At 66.5% G+C, this 15,047-nt stretch carries 14 protein-coding genes and 1 pseudogene; 7 read left to right on the forward strand and 8 right to left on the reverse strand.

The window, feature by feature from the left end:
- Nucleotides 1-186: 186 nt before the first annotated feature.
- Nucleotides 187-765, reverse strand: coding sequence for a DUF4337 domain-containing protein (locus tag CAG11_RS32140; protein WP_085600610.1), 579 nt, complete (start codon nt 763-765; stop codon nt 187-189).
- A 250-nt stretch (nt 766-1,015) separates the two neighbouring features.
- Here CAG11_RS32140 and CAG11_RS32145 point away from each other — a divergent pair, with 250 nt between their 5' ends.
- The 3 genes from CAG11_RS32145 to CAG11_RS32155 are packed head-to-tail and all read left to right on the forward strand — an operon-like array spanning nt 1,016 to nt 5,200.
- Nucleotides 1,016-2,518: an efflux transporter outer membrane subunit gene (locus CAG11_RS32145; RefSeq protein WP_085600612.1), complete on the forward strand. Its 1,503-nt coding sequence runs from the start codon at nt 1,016-1,018 to the stop codon at nt 2,516-2,518.
- Nucleotides 2,515-3,621, forward strand: a complete 1,107-nt coding sequence (locus tag CAG11_RS32150; RefSeq protein WP_085600614.1) for an HlyD family secretion protein — start codon at nt 2,515-2,517, stop codon at nt 3,619-3,621. Before CAG11_RS32145 ends, CAG11_RS32150 begins: the two co-directional genes overlap by 4 nt.
- Nucleotides 3,614-5,200, forward strand: a complete 1,587-nt coding sequence (locus CAG11_RS32155; RefSeq protein ID WP_085600616.1) for a DHA2 family efflux MFS transporter permease subunit — start codon at nt 3,614-3,616, stop codon at nt 5,198-5,200. The genes CAG11_RS32150 and CAG11_RS32155 overlap by 8 nt, the downstream gene beginning before the upstream one ends.
- Nucleotides 5,201-5,204: 4 nt before the next feature.
- Here the strand turns inward: CAG11_RS32155 and CAG11_RS32160 are convergent, their stop codons facing one another.
- The 6 genes and pseudogenes from CAG11_RS32160 to CAG11_RS32180 all read right to left on the reverse strand — a co-directional run.
- Entirely contained in the window at nt 5,205-5,972 is a 768-nt protein-coding gene (locus tag CAG11_RS32160) for a helix-turn-helix transcriptional regulator (RefSeq protein ID WP_022639861.1), read from the reverse strand.
- A 467-nt stretch (nt 5,973-6,439) separates the two neighbouring features.
- Nucleotides 6,440-7,108 (reverse strand): HAD family phosphatase, encoded by a 669-nt coding sequence (locus tag CAG11_RS32165; RefSeq protein WP_085600618.1) that lies wholly within the window; start codon nt 7,106-7,108, stop codon nt 6,440-6,442.
- 100 nt (nt 7,109-7,208) lie between these two features.
- On the reverse strand, nt 7,209-8,846 hold the full coding sequence (locus CAG11_RS32170; RefSeq protein WP_085600620.1) for a WG repeat-containing protein: 1,638 nt from the start codon (nt 8,844-8,846) through the stop codon (nt 7,209-7,211).
- Nucleotides 8,847-9,020: 174 nt separating this feature from the next.
- On the reverse strand, nt 9,021-9,422 hold the full coding sequence (locus tag CAG11_RS32175) for a lysozyme inhibitor LprI family protein (protein WP_085600622.1): 402 nt from the start codon (nt 9,420-9,422) through the stop codon (nt 9,021-9,023).
- Nucleotides 9,423-9,460: 38 nt separating this feature from the next.
- On the reverse strand, nt 9,461-9,832 hold the full coding sequence (locus CAG11_RS34335) for a GFA family protein (protein WP_371857942.1): 372 nt from the start codon (nt 9,830-9,832) through the stop codon (nt 9,461-9,463).
- Between the two features lie 48 nt (nt 9,833-9,880).
- Nucleotides 9,881-10,783: pseudogene (locus CAG11_RS32180) on the reverse strand (ADP-ribosylglycohydrolase family protein); the annotation flags it as partial.
- 131 nt (nt 10,784-10,914) lie between these two features.
- On the opposite strand from CAG11_RS32180, the gene CAG11_RS32185 reads away from it, so the two are divergent.
- Nucleotides 10,915-11,373: an SRPBCC family protein gene (locus CAG11_RS32185; RefSeq protein WP_022639856.1), complete on the forward strand. Its 459-nt coding sequence runs from the start codon at nt 10,915-10,917 to the stop codon at nt 11,371-11,373.
- 74 nt (nt 11,374-11,447) lie between these two features.
- A complete protein-coding gene (locus tag CAG11_RS32190) occupies nt 11,448-12,248 on the forward strand; it encodes an aminoglycoside phosphotransferase family protein (RefSeq protein WP_085600627.1) in 801 nt (266 codons plus the stop codon).
- 267 nt (nt 12,249-12,515) lie between these two features.
- Here CAG11_RS32190 and CAG11_RS32195 read toward each other — a convergent pair whose 3' ends face one another.
- Nucleotides 12,516-13,841 (reverse strand): PLP-dependent aminotransferase family protein, encoded by a 1,326-nt coding sequence (locus tag CAG11_RS32195; RefSeq protein ID WP_085600629.1) that lies wholly within the window; start codon nt 13,839-13,841, stop codon nt 12,516-12,518.
- 89 nt (nt 13,842-13,930) lie between these two features.
- Between CAG11_RS32195 and CAG11_RS32200 the strand changes: the two genes are divergently transcribed.
- Nucleotides 13,931-14,563 carry a LysE family translocator gene (locus tag CAG11_RS32200; RefSeq protein WP_085600631.1) on the forward strand — a complete coding sequence of 211 codons (633 nt, stop codon included), beginning with the start codon at nt 13,931-13,933 and terminating at the stop codon, nt 14,561-14,563.
- Nucleotides 14,564-14,586: 23 nt separating this feature from the next.
- Nucleotides 14,587-14,931, forward strand: coding sequence for an antibiotic biosynthesis monooxygenase (locus tag CAG11_RS32205; RefSeq protein WP_085600633.1), 345 nt, complete (start codon nt 14,587-14,589; stop codon nt 14,929-14,931).
- The last annotated feature ends 116 nt before the right edge of the window (nt 14,932-15,047 follow it).

Genomic DNA, 15,047 nt, shown 5'->3' on the forward strand with positions numbered 1-15,047 from the left:
GTGGAAAGGTCGATGAGCCAGGAGCACAGGCAGGCACGATCCGGCTCGCGCTGAGCGTAGCAGCCGTTCGCCGGGCGGGCTGGCCCATTGCCATGAGCGGCCCGGTCCTGCGTCGGCCCGTGGCGGAATTGGTTGGGGGGCGGTTTGGCAAACGCAGGCAGCCCTCGAGGATTCCCAGGCGCGCGGCTAGATGTGCAGCCAGGCCAGCGAGCCCAGCAGCACGCTGGCCCCGGCCGTGCCATAGGCCAGGCGCGCCAGCCATTGCTTGCGGGTCAGCAGGGTGATGGCCGCCATCGAGATGGCGATCTGGATCGCCATCATGGCCTGGGCCCAGCGATGGTGCTGGTGCAAGGTGGCTTCTGACTGTTCATCCCAATCCTGGGCCTGGGCTTCCAGGGCCTCGGCCTTCAGGCGCACGGCTTCCTTTTCCTTCTGGTAGCGCTGGGCCTCGATGCTGTAGTGCTTGGCGTCGACCCCGGGGATGTGGGCTGCCAGCTCCGCGAGGTTCTGGCGGCTGGACTTGGCCTGGTAGTAGTTCCACTGGTTGGCCGCCTCGGTCTTTTTCATCGCCGCGTTGTTCTTGTCCATCGCCGCCAGGCTCTCGCTGGAGCCGGCCTGGTAGCTCAGCAAGGCACCGAGGGTGGCCATGATCGCCGTGGTGACGGCGATCTTGCTGGCGAAGCTGTCATTGCGGGCGTGGGCCTGTTCGCTTACGTGTTCCACATGCTTTTCGTGGGGGCTGGGCACTTCGAAGTCTTCGGTCATGGCGATCGATCGAAAGGAGGGGAGGGAGGAGTTGCAAAGTGTATCCACGGCCCCGTGGAGCGGCTGCACTGGCGCACGTTCGTTCAGCCGGGCGACAGCCTTGGAGCAGTTTCGGGATAACAGTTCGATAGTGCAGCGCTGGACGAACGGTAGAGAATGACCATTTTGCGATAGTTAAAAGGAAGTTCTCGTTAGACGGTCGCCAGGGGCCTTCTTAAAGTTGGGTGCATCGAACCATCGAGTACCCCTCATGCCTATTCATCGTGGGTCCGTGCTGGCCCTGTGCGCCCTGCTGGGCGCCTGTAGCGTCGGCCCGCAACGGCCGCCGAACACCACCTTGCAGCTGCCCGCCACGCCAGCCGCGACCCCGGAGTCCGACGACCAGTGGTGGCGGTTGTACCGGGACCCGGCGCTGAACGCCGCCGTGCAGGAAGCCCTGGGGCAGAACCGCGAGCTGCGGGTGGCGGCGGCCAACCTGCTGCAAGCCAGGGCCCTGCTGCGTGAAGCCGATAGCCTGGACCAGCCGCAGACCCGGTTGTCGGCCAACACTGGCTACGGCAGCACCGCGGATGACCAGTTGGAGGCGGCGCTGGGCGACAGCCGGCGAATCCGCACCGGCACCCGCTCCGGCATCGGCCTGGACGTGCAGTGGGAGATGGACCTGTTCGGACGCCTGCAAGGGCTGGAGCAGGCGGCCCGGGCCGATGCCGAAGCCGCCAGGGCCGCCGAGGATGGCCTGCGGGTGGTGGTGGCCGCCGAAACCACCCGCGCCTGGTTGCAAGCCTGCAGCTATGGCCAGCGCCTGGATGTGGCGCGCCAGTCCCTGGCTCTGGTGGAGCAGGGGCGCGACCTGACCGCCGAACTGCATCGTTCCGGCGCCGCTCTGCCCCTGGACGTGGCCCGGGCCGAGGGCCTGGTGGGCCAGGTGCGCGCTACCGTGCCGCCATTGGAGGCCGGGCGCCAGCGGGCCCTGGCCGAGCTGGCGGTACTGCTGGGGCGCCTGCCGGGGGATGTGCCGGTCCAGGCGCAAGCCTGTCGCCAGGCGCCGGCGCTGATTGCCAGCCTGCCCGGTGGCGATGCCCTGGCGATGCTGCGCCGGCGCCCCGATGTGCGCCAGGCCGAGCGCCGGCTGGTGGCGGCCACGGCGCGTATCGGTGTGGCCCGGGCCGATCTCTATCCTCGGATCAGCCTCGGCGCGGGGATCGCCAGCTCGGCCCATCATCCCAGCGGTTTCGACGAGCGCGACGCCTCGGTCTGGCGCCTGGGCCCGCTGCTGTCCTGGAGCTTTCCCAACTTCACCGCGGTGCGTGCCCGCATCGCCCAGGCCGATGCCCGGGAAAGCGCGGCACTGGCCGAGTTCGACCACAGCATCCTCGGGGCTCTCAAGGAGCAGCGCCAGGCCCTGAACGACTACCAGGCCGCCGGCCAACGCCAGCAAGACCTGCAGCTGGCGGCCGAGCGCAACCAGGAGGCCCTGCGCCTGGCCGGCCTGGCCCGGGCCGCCGGGGCCTCCAGCGCCCTGGACTACCTCGATGCCCAGCGCACCGACGTGGCCTCCCGGGCTGCCGCGGCGCGGGCCGATGCCCAATTGATCGACAGCCAGGTCCTGCTGTTCAAGGCCTTCGGTGGCGGTTGGCGCGAGGCCCCGCCGGTGATCCTGCCCAAGGTGGAGCCTGGGCGCCGCGCATTGTCCCCTCGCAGCTCTTGGTTGCGAGCTTCTTCCCTTCCAGCCACTGGCGAGTCCCCGCAATGACCGATACCACCCCCGTTCCCGCTGTCCCCGGCCTGACCCGGCGCCGCCTGGCGTTGTATGCAGGGCTGACCCTGGGCCTGTTGTCGATCCTGGCCTGGAGCCTGTACTGGTGGTTCGACGGCCGGTTCCTGGTGGCGACCGACGATGCCTACCTGCGGGCCGATATCGTCACCATCGCGCCCCGGGTGGCCGGTTACCTGGCCAGCGTCGAGGTGCGTGACAACCAAGCGCTCGAGGCAGGCGACCTCTTGGCCCGGATCGACGACAGCGACTATTCGGCCCGGGTCGAGCAGGCCGAGGCGATGCTGCGCGAGGCCCGCGCCGACTGGCGCACCGGGCAAGCCCGGGTGGCCAACCTGCAGGCGCGCCAGCAACAACAGCAAAGCTTGATCGACGAGGCCCGGGCTCGGGTCGGCGCCGCCGAGGCCGAGGCCTTGCGCGCCGGCCAGGAAGGCCGCCGGCAACGGCACCTGGCCAGCCAGCAGGTCAGCAGCGTGCAGCAACTGGAAAGCGCCGATGCCCTGGCGCGCCAGGCCGATGCCGCGCTGGTCGCCGCCCGCGCCAACCTGGCCGCGCGACGCCAGCAGGTGGCGGTGCTCGATACCGAGCAGCAAAGTACCCGGGCCCAGCTGGACAAGCTCGAGGCCGGCGTCGCCCGCAGCGATGCCCAACTGCGCCTGGCCCGTATCGACCTGGCCCGTACCGAGCTGCGCAGCCCGGTGGCCGGGATTGCCGGGCAACGCAGCTTGCGCGCGGGGCAGTATGTGGAAGTCGGCGCGCCGCTGCTCGCGGTGGTGCCCCGGGAGGCCTACGTGGTGGCCAACTACAAGGAAACCCAGGTCCAGGGCATGCGTCCCGGGCAGGCGGCACGGGTCGAGGTCGACGCCCTGGGGGGCCAGGTGCTCACCGGGCGGGTGGACAGCTTCGCCCCGGCCTCCGGTGCGCAATTCGCCTTGCTGCCGCCGGACAACGCCACCGGCAACTTCACCAAGATCGTGCAGCGCATGCCGGTGCGCATCCACCTGGATCCCGGGCAGCCGCGCCAGGCCGAGCTGCGCCCGGGCATGTCGGTGGTGGTGACCGTGGATACCCGCCATGACTAGTGCCCAACGCGTGGCCGAGCCAGCGGCCGAGACGGTGCCAACGATCAGCCTGCGCACCTGGGTCGCGGTGCTGGGCAGCGTGGTCGGCTGCTTCATGGCCGGGATGAACGTGCATGTGACCAACGCGTCGCTGCCGGACGTGCGCGGTTCCCTGGGCGCCACCTTCGAGGAGGGCTCGTGGATCACCACGGCCTACCTGGTGGCCGAGATCATCATCATCCCCATGACCGGCTGGCTGGTCTCGGTGTTTTCCATGCGCCGGGTGCTGATGGTCGGCACCGCCGGCTTCGTGCTGTTCTCCATCGCCTGTTCCCTGGCGCCGAACATCCACGCCCTGATCCTGGCGCGGGTGCTGCAAGGAGCCTTTGGCGGCGTACTGATTCCGTTGTCGTTCCAACTGATCGTCACCGAGCTGCCGGCGGCCCGCCATCCCCTGGGCATGGCGCTGTTCGCGGTGGCCAACAACGTCGCCCAGGCGGCGGGCCCGTCCCTGGGCGGCTGGCTCACGGATGCTTATTCCTGGCGCTGGATCTTCTACCTGCAAGTGCCGCCGGGGTTGTTGCTGTTGGCGGCCATCGGCTGGTCGGTGCGCCCGCAGCCCATGGTCCTGGAGAAGCTGCGCCAGGGCGACTGGGGTGGTATCGCGAGCATGGCGGTGGGCCTGGCGGCCTTGCAGATCATGCTGGAGGAGGGCGGGCGCCATGACTGGCTGGCCTCGTCGTTCATCGTCAACTGCGCGCTGCTGGCCTGTGTCGGCCTGCTGGCCTTCACGGTCATCGAACTGCGTCGCCCACAGCCACTGATCAACCTGCGGCTGCTGGCCCGCTACAACTTTGGCATCGCCAGCCTGATGCAATTCACCTTCGGTGCGGTGGTGTTCGGCGTGGTGTTCCTGGTGCCCAACTACTTCGCCGAGATCCACGGCTACAACGCCCGGCAGATCGGCCTGATGATGATTCCCTACGGCCTGGTGCAGTTCGCCATGTCCTTCGCTACGCCGCACCTGATGCGCTGGACCAGCGCGCGGACCATCATCGTCGCCGGCTTCGCCATCACCGGCATCGGTTGCCTGATGAACATGCACCTGAACCCCGATGCCTCGGTCAACGTCATAGTGCCGTCGCTGGTGATCCGTGGCATCGGCCAGTCACTGGTAGTGGTGGCGCTGGGGGTGATGGCCATCCAGGGTATGGAAAAGGACCAGGTGGGCTCGGCCTCGGGGCTGTTCTCCATGGTGCGCAACGTCGGTGGCGCCATCGGCATCGCCCTGTCCAGCCAGGTGGTGGTGGAGCGTGAGAAGTTCCATGGCCAGCGCATCGGCGAGTCGGTGAACCTGTTTGCCCAAGCCACCCAGGAGCGCCTGGTGGAGTGGGTGCGGATGCTCGCCCAGGCACCGCTGGACTACGCCAGCGCGTTGCATTCGGCGGCGGCCGCGCCCCTGCGCCGACAGGCCCTGGAACTGATGAACCGGGTACTGCACCGCGACGCCTTGTTGCTGGCCTACAGCGATGCCTTCCTGCTGGCCGGGGCGGCGATGTTGCTGTGCGTACTGGCCGGATTGCTGCTGCGCCGGGCCTGAGCGCTCAGCGATAGAACTCCGATGGCGGGGTGCCGAACTGGCGCTTGAAGGCGGCGGCGAAGGCACTCTGGCTGTCGTAGCCGTGTTGCAGGGCCACCTGCACCACCGGCATGCCCTGGGCCAGGCACTCCAGGGACATCAACAACCGCGCCTGCTGGCGCCAGCGGCCGAAGGTAATGCCGGTGTGGCGCTGGAACTGGCGGTGGAAGGTCTTGGCGCTCATGGCCAGGCGGTCGCTCCATTGCTCGGCGGTGCGGTTGTCCGCCGGGTCGTCGGCCAGGGCCTGGCAGACGTGGAGCATGCGTGGCTCCTGGGGCCAGGGCAGGCTGAACGGCAGCACCGGCAGCGAGCGCATCTCATCGAGGATCAAGCGCATCAGGCGGCCGTCGCGGCTGTCGGCCTGGTAGTGCTCATCGACCTGGGACGCGGCCAGGATCAACTCTCGCAGCAAGGGCGAGACTTCGATCACGCAGTCGTTCTCGGGCAAACCGCTGATGGCGTCGACATTGACGAACAGGCTGCGCATGCGCACCGCGCCGCGCATGCGCACCCGATGCTCGACCCCGGCCTGCAGCCAGACCCCACGACTGGGCGGCACCACCCAGCGTCCGGACTGGGTGTCGATCACCAACACACCTTCGATGGCATAGGCCAACTGCGAACGGGGATGGCTGTGGGAGGGGATCACGTGGCCGTTGGGATAATCCACGGCAATGCTGGTGACTGGCACCGCCAGGCTATCGATGGACGAAACCACAAGCAGGTCGGACATGGGACGGGGTGTCTCCGGCAACAGGGACGAGGGCGTCCATCATAAGGCCGGATGTCTAATTCGCGATAACAAAAGCCTGTTTAGCTGATTAGTTGCAGCAGAGCCGTTGCTTGAGTCCAGGGCAAAAAAAAGCCCGCCAGGGGCGGGCCAAATGGGATTCGTTGAGGAGTGGCCCCAATCTACGGGCGTCGAGGTGAAAGGGCCGTGAAAAAAAGGTCGCGCCCAAGAAAAAGCGCCTTAGTTTTTTCCACAATCCCACAACCTTTTCGGATTTATCCGATAGGGCCATCCCCGGCGCCTCCGTAACATGGCCACCTGCTCGCCCAGCCAAAGGGGGGCTTCGACTTAAGATGCCATGGTCGAAGTGATGGGCGAGCACCCTTTCCTCCCTTCCCCTGGCCGCTTCCTCTCCTGTCTCCTTTACCTGCTATCTCCCGACCCTTTGCGGTATTGCCGAGGCCTGTGCGTCAGGCCGGCTGTTCGAGCCGTCGATGAATCTCGGCCCATAACTGCGGATCGTCGAAGTCGCGGATCACCCGATGGGCACCGGCGTCCAGCAAAGTCTCGGGCCGCTGGCTGGTGGCCAGGCCGAAGGTGCAGATGCCGGCGCCCACCGCCGCTTTCATCCCGGGGACCGAGTCTTCGAAGGCCAGCGCCTGGCCGGCCGCGGCATCCAGGGCTTGCAGGCCACGCAGGTAGGGCAGGGGATCGGGCTTGGCCCGGGGCAGTTCCTCGGCCACCAGTACGATCGGCAGGCGTTGGCTCAGGCCCAGGGCCTGGAGCATGTGTTCGGCATTGGCCCGGGGCGCGTTGGTCACCACGCAGGTGCCGATGCCTTGTTGCTCGGCGAAGTCCAGCAGGCGCAGGAGGCCGGGGATCGGCGTCAGTTGCGGGGAGAGTTGGCGAAAGCGCTGCTCCTTGCGCTCGGCGAAGGCTTCGTGTTCGGCCACGCTACGCTCGGGGAACAGGTAACGGCACATGTTGGCGTTGGCCTGGCCACTGACATGGGCCATGAATTGCGCGTGGCTGAAGACCCGCTGCTCTTCCTCCAGCAGCAGTTGTTGCAGGGCCAGCAGGTGCAGGGCGTCGGTGTCGGTCAGGGTGCCGTCGAGGTCGAAGAGCAAAGCGTTGAGCATGGGAGACAGTTCCTGTCGGGCCCATCCGGGCCTGTTGGCTGAATCGATCAAGCCCGCATCCTAGCAGGCTTGATCGCAGCCGTGGCCGCTCGGGCCGGGCTCAGCCTTCGGCTGGGCCGTCGTCGTCAGGCTGTGGGCAGTGATCCTGCGGATTGGTTGGCCACAGCACCTTGCCCTGGCCATCGAGGACCTGCTCGGCGCCACAGTCGACCTGGGTCACCTGGAAGCTCGGGGTGCCGTCCAGGCGGTACAGCGCCTTGAGGCTGCGGGTCTGGTCGTCGCCCACGCCTTCCACGGCGTAACCGAAGATCGCCCCACGAGCTTCATCGACCACCAGTTCCTGCCACTTGCTGGAAATCAGGCGCTTGCCCTTCAGGTCCAGCAACGCCACGGTCGCCAGCGGCGAAGTGTCTTCGCTGGCCAGCAGGTAGTGACCGGTACTATCCAGGCGGATGTCCACGTATTGGCCCGGCTCCATCAGCACCTTGCCGCTAGCGTCCATCAGGCCGACGGTGGCGATCTTGGTGGCTTCGCCGAACAGGGTGACCGGCTTGGTCGGGCTGTCGGGCGTGCTGAAGACGAACAGCTCGGGAGTGATCGCGCCAATGTTGCTGTAGGTTGGCTTGAACAACTCGACGCCCTTGTCCACATCGAAGATGCCGAAGGTCGCGGTGAAGGCGCTTTGCAGCACGCCGACCTGGTTCAGCCCCGGGACCTCGGGGAACAGGCCCAGAGGACTGAAGCCCGCTGGCTCCGCCGAGTCGTATACCGGCTGCACCTTCCACTGGCCCTGCGGGTCGATCATGCCGATCTTGCCGTGCTCGCCTTCGGCGGCCTGGGCGGTGACCAGCGCGCCCTGCTGGCCGAACACCTCGCAGGTGCTGAACTGGGCCTGGATCACGACCTTGCCTTGCAGGTCGAGGTAGCCGCATGGAGTGTCGTATTTTTCCCGGAAGGCCACGCGGTTTTCGCCGGGTACCCCAAGCCAGTAGTAGCGGGCAGGATCCACCAGGCGGGCCTGGGCATCGGCCAGGGACTTGCCCTGTTCGTTGCTGACCACCAGATGTTCATTGGCGGCGCTGTCGATACTGTCGAACTCGACCTGCTTCTGCTCGTGGGTCTTGAGGTTGAACGCCCATTTTTCTTCGCCGCGTTCGGCGGTCATCCACCAGCCACGCTTGGCAAAGTCGTCGCGCACCACGCTGCTGTCATACAGCGCCTGGGTCAGCTCCTGGCCCTTGGCATCCAGCAGGCCACGTTTCTCGTTCAGCTCATAGACGATGAAGTCATCCTGGCCGCCCACGTACAAGTCGTCGAAGCGCGGTGGCTGCACCTGCTTGCCGCTCTGGTCGATGATGCCCAGCTTGTCGTCCTGGCCAAAGCCGAAGTAGCCGGGGGTCAATGGCCGCAGGTCGTCGGTGAAGTTGGCCAGCAGGATCTGCTTGCCGTCGGCGCTGGCCAGGTTCCAGGTCCCGTCCTTGGCGAACAGGAAGCTCTTGTCCAGGGGCAGGGTGACCACCGCGTCGTAGTCGTTGTCGGCGCCGACCAGCACTGCGCCGTTCTGGTCCAGCACTGCGCATTCGCCGTTGGCGCACACCGGGATCACCATGGCGGCAGGTGCCGGGGCGAGCGCGGCAGCCACGGTCTTGGGACTGGATTCTTCCTTGCATCCGGTCAGGGCCAGAGCAGACAACGAGAGGATCAGCGAGCCGAGACGGGCGCTGGCGCTTCTATCCATGAACAAAGGTTCCTTTGCAATAGGGGGAAATTGCACTGCCTGCGCAAACGGCCAGGCAGGGCGGGGTGATTCTGCGGCGGCGACGGAGAAATGCAAGGTCCAATTGCAAAGAAAACCACCGGTACAGCGTGCCGCGCCGGGCCACATTCCCGCGAGGCTGGAGACCGGCGCCCGCTACAGCCCCAGCACCGGACAGCTTAAGTCACCTTCCTCGCACTTCAGGTAGTTCTTGAAGTTCTCCACCCGGACCTTGGTCAGTGCGGTCATGCACTGGCTGTAGGCCAGCGGATAAAGACTGCCACCTTCCACGCCGGAGGTGGCGTAGCCGCACTCGGCATCGCGGAACGCTACCCAGGCGCGCTGGGCGCCAACCAACCGCTGCTTGGTTTGCGCCTGGTTCTTCAGGCCCTGGCTGATCTGTTGGTACAGGCTGTTCAGCTCCTTGTCCGCAGTCTTGTACTCGAGGCTGGCGCACTGGCTCAGGGCGGCTTGGTCGGGAGCGTCGCTGCACTCGCCGGCATGGGCCAATGGCGCCAGCAGCATGGGCGCAAGGAACAGGATCAGGGTTGGGCGCATGGAAGTTCTCGCAATCGGTCAGTGGGAAGAATCGCAGTCTAGTCGCGGCCGGGTTGCCACTCGGGCCAGCTGTCCAGGCCTGCATGGGCCAGCCAAGGCACATCGTGGCAGGTCCAGATATGCATCTGCGGCGTCTGCCCCGGATCATCGTCCAGGGTCGCTACCCGCAGGATCACATGGGGTTGTCCTGCACGTTCAGCTAGAAGGTGGGAGCCGCAGACCGAGCAGAAGTGCCGCAGCTTGCCCGGGGACGATTCGTAGCTGCTCAGGTGTTCCCGGCCACACAGCCAGCGGAAGTGCTCGCGCATTACCCCGGCTGTGGAGGCAAAGGCGGCGGCGTGGGCCTTGCGGCAGGTCTGGCAATGGCAGTGGCCGATGGGCATGTCCAGGCGCTCGACCTGGTATTGCACGGCCTTGCACAGGCAACTGCCGTGCAACGGCCGGGCGGGCGCTTGGCGTTGGGCGGCGGCCAGCAGGTCATCGGCCATGGCCCGGATCTCCTGGCCCATGTGCAGCTTGGCCAGCCAGTGCCCGGGTATGCCCTGGATGCCGTAGAAGGCTCCGGCCAGTTGGCCGACGATGGCGGCGGTGGTGTCGGCATCGTCCCCCAGGTTGGCCGCGGCCAGCACCGCATCGGCGTAGTTGTCGCTGTGCTGGAAGCACCACAACGCCGCTTCCAGGGAGTCCACGCAATAACCGTTGCCGCGAATCTCTTCGCGGGCCTTGCTCAGGTAGCTGCCACGAGCCAGGGTCGCCACCTTGGCTTGCTCGAACTGTATGTCCTCCACCACCTGCAGCTCCTGCTTGGAGGCGCCGGCCAGGGCCCTGGCGATCAGGCTGGCGAACAGCTGGCAGCATTCGATGGCCTCGGCGGCGCCATGGGTGGTGCGCGAGCTGTCGCCGGCGAACTGCCGGACCCGGGCCAGGTCGGGGTAGAAGAACAGCACTACCGGTGCCAGGCGCATCAGCGAACCGTTGCCGGCGGTATAGGGATCGCTGGAGCCGGCGAAGGGCTGGCCATGCTCCTGGTAGTCGGCCAGGGCCTGGCGCACGGTCATGCCGATGTCGAAGCATTCGCCGGTGGCGCTCAGATAACCCCACTGCCACCAGTTCAGGTAGCGACCCATCTGGTCGGCGGCATCGAATCCGTCCTTGCGCAGCAGGCTTTCTCCCAGGCACAGGGCCATCGAGGTGTCGTCGGTCCACTGGCCGGGCTTGAGGTTGAACGGTCCGCCACCTTGCAGGTCAGTAACGGGTGGGAAGCTGCCGCGGGGCTTGAATTCGACACTGGTGCCGACGGCATCGCCGCAGGCCAGGCCCAGCAGGCTGCCGCGATAGCGGTCGAGGAGGGCGAGGGGCATAGCAGGTCCTTTGCGAAAGCGTTGGGTGGGTGACATTAGCATTTTTATCCAAGGCCGCCGGGTCGCTCCGCAAGCAACTGACGGTTGCGCTGGACCCAGGGCGGTCTAGTGTTGATCACTGGAGGTGGCTTATGAATTCTTCAGATCGTATCGAACGCAAAGTGCTGCTCCAGGCCAGTACGTCGCAGGTCTGGGCCGCGTTGAGCGAGGCCCAGAGCTTCGGTCGCTGGTTCGGCGTGACGCTCGCCGGCCAGCATTTCGCCCCGGGCCAACAGGCCCGTGGCGCCATCACTTACCCCGGCTACGAACACCTGGTGCTGGAGTTGCAGGTGCAGCAGATGCTGCCCGAGGAGCTGTTCTCCTTCCGTTGGCACCCTTACGCCGTGGAGCCGGGTCATGACTACTCGAACGAGCCCACCACCCTGGTGTGCTTCGAGCTGGACGAGCACCCCGAAGGCACCTTGCTGCGGGTCAGTGAGTCGGGGTTCGACGCCATTCCCGCCGAACGCCGGCTCAAGGCCTTTCGCATGAACAGCCGCGGTTGGGACGAGCAGATGGCCAATATCGAGAACTACCTGCGCCAGCAATGATTGCCGGGCTGCCAACCTTGCGCAGGTGCCCGGCGCCGTTTGAAACTTGCAGCTTGTCGCTCGGAGCTGCTGTTGTGTTTGCAACCTACATTGAACGCTGGCGCCTGCTGGCCGATGGCGAACCCATCGTCACCCCCGGCAGTCGCCTGTTGCCGGTGCGCCTGGAGACTGGCGCACCGGCGATGCTGAAGATCGCCCTGGATGAAGACGAACAAGCCGGCAACCGGTTGATGGCCTGGTGGGACGGCGAGGGCGCGGCGCGGGTACACGCCCAGCAAGACGTTGCCCTGCTGATGGAGCGGGCCATGGGGCCGGGGTCGCTGATGCGCATGGCCCTGGCTGGCGAGCACGATGCGGTGAGCCGGATCGTTTGCGCCACCCTGGCGCGCCTGCATGCGCCACGGCCTGAACCCCGGCCACCCTTGCTGGCGCTGGACCACTGGTTCAAGGACCTGCGCGAGGCGGCGCAGCACCAGGGTGGCTTGTTCGTCGAGAGCCTGGCCATGGCCGATCATTTGCTCGCCACGCCTCGGGATGAAGTGGTGCTGCACGGCGATGTGCACCACGACAACGTGCTGGATTTCGCCGAGCGTGGCTGGCTGGTGATCGATCCCAAGCGGGTTCGTGGCGAACGCTGTTTCGATTTCGCCAACCTGATCTGCAATCCGGACCTGCCCAGCGCTACCGATCCCCTGCGTTTCGAGCGCCAGGTACAGGTGATCGCCGAAGCGGCCAACCTGGAACCCCGGCGGCTGGTGCAGTGGGTGCTGGCCTTCAGTGGCCTGTCTGCCGCCTGGTTCCTCCAGGACGATCATCAACTCGGTGTCCGCCACCAATTGCAGCTGGCGGCCCTGGCGATTCAGGCGCTGGCATGATGGCCTAAGGGATTGCCTAGGTGTGCTGTAGCCAATTTCCTACACGCGCTGTATTTCAATGCGCCTTCTGCCTACCCAGGTGCGTGTTTAATATCTCTTCCCACAACTGCAGCGCAGGACGCGCTTCAGGATCACGGAAGATCGACCATTAGCACGGATGCTGCAGACAGGATGTCATGATGGTCTTGAAAGAAACCCGCTTCGGCGGGTTTTTTTTCGCCCGGGTTTTCATGTGTCCGGAGCTCGCAACGGCCAGGCTCCGGTCGGTCAACGGGTAACTTCGCTGTGCACCTTGTGCAGCGCTTGTTCCAGCAGCGCCAGGCTGATCGAACCCAGGGCCAGGCGCAACGCCTGGGGCGTGTGGGTCGTGGTGGCGAAGGGATCTGCCGAGGTCACGGTCACTTTCTGCCGGGCCAGGGCCGCCACCACGCTGTCGGCCCGGCGACCGTCCTCCAGCTTCAACCAGAGAAAGTAGGACGAAGGGTTGGCCAGGTAATCGCAGCCTTGCAGCACCCTGGCAGCCAGGTGCTGGCGTTGGCGGGCGTCGTGGCGCTTCTGCTCTTCCAGGTTGTCCACCAGTCCCGATTCGATCCACAGGCAACCCAGGGTCACGGTCAGGGTCGGGGTGCTCCAGCTGGACACTCGAATCGCCCGTTCCAGGGCCGGGATCAACGTCGGGGGCGCGACGATGAAACCGATGCGCAGCCCCGAGGCGACGCTCTTGGACAAACCCGAGATGTACAAGGTGCGCTCCGGCGCCAGGGTCTGCAGTGGTGGCGGCGCCGGTTCGGCGAGAAAGGCATAGGCACCGTCCTCGATCAGCCAGAAGTCATGCTTGCGGGCCAGTTGCACCAGGCGCTGGCGCTGGGCCAGGGGCATCACCGTGCCCAGGGGATTGTGCAGGGTAGGCATGCAGTACAGCGCGCGCACCGGCCGCCGGCGACACAGCTCTTCCAAGGCGTCGAGGTCGGTCAGGCCATCGATCTGCGGCAGGGGTTCCAGGTCCAGGCGGTGGACCAGGGCCAGGCTCTTGAGACCCGGGTAGGTCAGGGCGTCCACCGCCATGACATCCCCGGGCCGCAGCAGCGCCAGCAGGCTGACCGCCAGCCCCTGCTGGGCGCCATTGACGATCAGCACCTGCTCGGCGCCGACGCGGATCTCGCGATTGCGCAGGTGCCGGGCCGCGGTCTGGCGTTCATGCAGGCGCCCGCCCTGGGGAGCGGAATGCAGCAGGGCATCCAGGTCGCCGGAGGCGGCGATGGCCCGCAGGCCCTCACGCAGGCTCTGTTCCTGGCCGGGCAGGGCCGGGTAGTTGAAGGACAGGTCCACCTCGCAGTCCTTGGCCGGTTGCTGCTCCAGGCCCATCCCCCGGGACAGGCTGCTGTCGCGCACGAAGGTCCCGCGCCCGGCCTCGCCCACCACCAGGCCAATGGCTTCCAGCTCCTGGTAGACCCGCAAGGCGGTGGCCAGGGCTACCCGCTCCCTGGCCATCAGCGCCCGGACCGTGGGCAACTGGGTGCCGGGCGGCAATTGCCCGGCACGAATGCGCAGGGCGAAATCATCGACGATGGCCTTGTAGCGAGTGCGGCGCATTGCTGGGCTCCCGGTGTATCTAGAACAGTTTTTTGTTTGTATCAGGAAGGGCTCCTAATCTACCGGCTTTCCCGCAGGAGCGCGCAAGCATGCCGGACTGGACGACCCTATCGATCTTCATCGGTGCCGTACTGTTGTTGCTGTTGTCACCGGGGCCGAACATGGCCTTCGTCATCAGCCAGGGCATGGCCTATGGCTGGCGGGGAGGGGTCGCGTCGGGGCTGGGGATCGGGGTCGCGGATATCTGCCTGACCCTGCTCACCGCCACTGGCGTCACCACCCTGGTGGCCAGTTGGCCGCCGGCCTTGGACCTGATTCGCTACGCCGGGGTCGCCTACCTCTTGTGGCTGGCCTGGAAGGCCCTGGGCAGCAGGGCTGGCTTGAACCTTGCCGGCACGCCCCGGGTGCCGCTGGCCACGGTGTTCGTCCGGGCCATGGGCAACAGCCTGCTCAACCCCAAGGCGCTGTTGTTCTTCATGGTCTTCTTGCCGCAGTTCGTCAGCCCCGGGCAGGGCAGCATCGCCTGGCAACTGGTGGTCCTGGGCCTGGTCCTGACCCTGGTCAGCGGCGTCTTTCATACCAGCCTGGGAGTCTTTGGTGCCGCCCTGGGCCGTGGCCTGGCCGCTCGTACGGCAGGTGTTGCCAGGTTGCAGTCCTGGCTGCTGGCGGTGGTGTTGCTGGCCCTGGCCTTGCGCCTGGCGCTGATGACCCAGCCGAGCTGATTTTTCCCCAATGGAGTCCGAACATGTACATCGCCGCCTTTATCTACAAACCCGGCCAGGCCGACGAAGAGTTCCAGCGTTTGAGCGCGATCATCGACGAAGTCGCCACCAGCCTGCCGGGTTTCGTCGGTGCCCAGTCCTGGGCCAACGCTGGCCAGGGCCTGGTCAACGCCAGCTACTACTGGGAGGACGAGGCGTCGATCCAGGCTTTCGCCCGCGACCCCCGGCACCTTGCCGCCAAGCGCCAGTACCGGCGTTGGTACGCCGGTTACCAGGTGGTGATCTCCAGGGTCGAGCGGGTCTATGGCGATGGCGGTATCGACTCCTTGCTGGCCAGCGACCGCCACGGCCCGGTACGCCGCGCCTGACGATTGCCGGATCAGCCGGCCTGCAACCTGGCGGCGGCGCGCAGGGTGATTTCCCGGCGCTTGTTCAGGGAGGCCGTGGTGGTCTGGCGGGCTTGTTGCACCAGGGTTGCGGGGGC

Origin of the sequence: Pseudomonas sp. B6(2017), assembly GCF_002112765.1 — a bacterium.
Taxonomy (GTDB): domain Bacteria; phylum Pseudomonadota; class Gammaproteobacteria; order Pseudomonadales; family Pseudomonadaceae; genus Aquipseudomonas; species Aquipseudomonas piscis.

Coding starts and splice junctions, on each gene's coding strand:
- CAG11_RS32140 (WP_085600610.1), bottom strand. CDS start 765: ATGACCGAAGACTTCGAAGTGCCCAGCCCCCACGAAAAGCATGTGGAA.
- CAG11_RS32145 (WP_085600612.1), top strand. CDS start 1,016: ATGCCTATTCATCGTGGGTCCGTGCTGGCCCTGTGCGCCCTGCTGGGC.
- CAG11_RS32150 (WP_085600614.1), top strand. CDS start 2,515: ATGACCGATACCACCCCCGTTCCCGCTGTCCCCGGCCTGACCCGGCGC.
- CAG11_RS32155 (WP_085600616.1), top strand. CDS start 3,614: ATGACTAGTGCCCAACGCGTGGCCGAGCCAGCGGCCGAGACGGTGCCA.
- CAG11_RS32160 (WP_022639861.1), bottom strand. CDS start 5,972: ATGTCCGACCTGCTTGTGGTTTCGTCCATCGATAGCCTGGCGGTGCCA.
- CAG11_RS32165 (WP_085600618.1), bottom strand. CDS start 7,108: ATGCTCAACGCTTTGCTCTTCGACCTCGACGGCACCCTGACCGACACC.
- CAG11_RS32170 (WP_085600620.1), bottom strand. CDS start 8,846: ATGGATAGAAGCGCCAGCGCCCGTCTCGGCTCGCTGATCCTCTCGTTG.
- CAG11_RS32175 (WP_085600622.1), bottom strand. CDS start 9,422: ATGCGCCCAACCCTGATCCTGTTCCTTGCGCCCATGCTGCTGGCGCCA.
- CAG11_RS32185 (WP_022639856.1), top strand. CDS start 10,915: ATGAATTCTTCAGATCGTATCGAACGCAAAGTGCTGCTCCAGGCCAGT.
- CAG11_RS32195 (WP_085600629.1), bottom strand. CDS start 13,841: ATGCGCCGCACTCGCTACAAGGCCATCGTCGATGATTTCGCCCTGCGC.
- CAG11_RS32200 (WP_085600631.1), top strand. CDS start 13,931: ATGCCGGACTGGACGACCCTATCGATCTTCATCGGTGCCGTACTGTTG.
- CAG11_RS32205 (WP_085600633.1), top strand. CDS start 14,587: ATGTACATCGCCGCCTTTATCTACAAACCCGGCCAGGCCGACGAAGAG.